Origin of the sequence: Schnuerera sp., from assembly GCF_035459645.1 — a bacterium.
In the GTDB taxonomy this organism is placed as follows: domain Bacteria; phylum Bacillota; class Clostridia; order Tissierellales; family Tepidimicrobiaceae; genus Schnuerera.
This window is the reverse complement of sequence record NZ_DATHXO010000209.1, coordinates 1-1670: the sequence shown is the minus strand read 5'-3', so window position 1 is coordinate 1670 and position 1670 is coordinate 1. Positions and strand designations below refer to the sequence as shown.

The 1670-nt window shown below is 28.1% G+C and carries 2 protein-coding genes; both read right to left on the bottom strand.

Translation table 11 applies throughout. The features are described from left to right. Window positions 1-203: 203 nt before the first annotated feature. Window positions 204-1037, bottom strand: a complete 834-nt coding sequence (locus VK998_RS04935) for an aminotransferase class IV (RefSeq protein WP_325226181.1) — start codon at window positions 1035-1037, stop codon at window positions 204-206. A gap of 21 nt (window positions 1038-1058) precedes the next feature. Continuing rightward, the coding region (locus VK998_RS04930) for a hypothetical protein (protein WP_325226180.1) at window positions 1059-1670 on the bottom strand (612 nt) is incomplete at its 5' end.

Genomic DNA, 1670 nt, shown 5'->3' with positions numbered 1-1670 from the left:
GATGGCAATTTATCACCTCCACTAATTGCTTCTGAAACCATCTTACTCTTTATTAAATTCATAATTTGAATATATATAGGAAGATTATCGTTAAAATTCATTATTTCACCTCCATTGTTATAATGTCTTGGTGTGTTATTTATATAGTACACCAACATTCTCCTATTGTCAATAGAAAAATAAAAAAACCTTGTAACTAATAGCTACAAGGTTTTCTTCTTTATATATGTTTTCATCTTATTTATATAAGCATTATTCGCTTCTTTTATAATTTTATTATTTATCGAATTTAATTTTATATCATCAACACTTGAGATAGGAAGAACATTTACTGAAGTGCCTGACATGAAAGCACCATCTAATTTTTCCAAATCTTCTATATGTATATTTTCTTCAATAATTTTTATATTCAATTCTTCGCATACTTGGAATATATATTTTCTTGTAATACCTAGTAGAACATCTCCTTTAGGGGCAGTGTATATTTTATCACCTTTTACAAAGAACATATTAGATCTGCTGCCTTCAGGAATATATCCATTTTTATTTACCAACAGGGCTTCAAAGGCATTGTTTTCCTCTAATTTTTTGGCTACCTCTTCCCTAAAAGATACCATTTGAACTTTTGCATTAGGATTTTTTCTTTCATAGTGGAATAATATAGTGTGGATACCTTTTTTATAGTATTCTTCTGGTGGATAGAAACTTTTTATAAAATAAGCTAAGAATACCTGTCCCATTCCTTCAATATCTGCACATAATAGTTTAACATTTAAATTTTCAATACTATTTTTATTTATTAACTCTTTTATATCCTTTTCTATCTCTTTATCTTTTCTTATAATATGATAATCGACAATCTTTGCAGATTCTCTCATCCTATTTAAATGTTCTTCCAAAAACAATGGTACTTTATCTATTACTCTAATCACTTCGTATATAGGTGGTTTTGTTATTTTTTCAAAAATTTCTACGTTTGTAATAGACTCAACTTTACCATTCACTAAAAAATAATCTTTTATTGCTTCAGGTTTCATCCAAAAGTCCCCCTTGTTTGTCTACTCCCTTAAAGCTTTTATATTTTTAAGGGTTATATCTCTTTTAATTTCTAATAACTTTATGCTGTTTTCATTTAATGCAAGCTTCATATCCGAAATTGCTAAAGATAGTTTATCTAAATCTTTTATTTTATCTTCATCCTTATCTTTATCTAATTTTTGTCTGATTCTTCCAGAGTGTTCTACTGCTTCATTAATCAATTTATCAGCAGTTTTTATATCCTTTTCTCTGGCATTTAGAAAAGCTTGGTAAGTAAAATAACTTATCCTAGAAAGGTCTCCATTTATTTCATCTTTGTATAATTCAAAAAAAGGGGCTAAAAAATTAATTGCTTTACTACCTGCATCCACAATATCGGTTATCTGTCTGTTCTCTACTGTTTTTGTAAAGGAATTCAATGCCTTTTTAAATTCTTTTCCTTGATCTGGATTGCCTCCTTTTTTTACGCTTTCTACCTCATAATCATTCCAATCCTTGTGGATTTTCTCCAAATTACTATCGATTTCTCTCCATTTCATAAAAAGGTCTTCATCTTTAGTTATATTATTTTTCTGTTCTTCATCTCTTTTATCATCTTCATTTTGGCTTTCACCTTGTTTGTTTTGTTGATT

What these genes read in the sequence shown, in the direction of transcription:
- VK998_RS04935 (WP_325226181.1), bottom strand. Translation starts at nt 1,037, where the DNA reads ATGAAACCTGAAGCAATAAAAGATTATTTTTTAGTGAATGGTAAAGTT.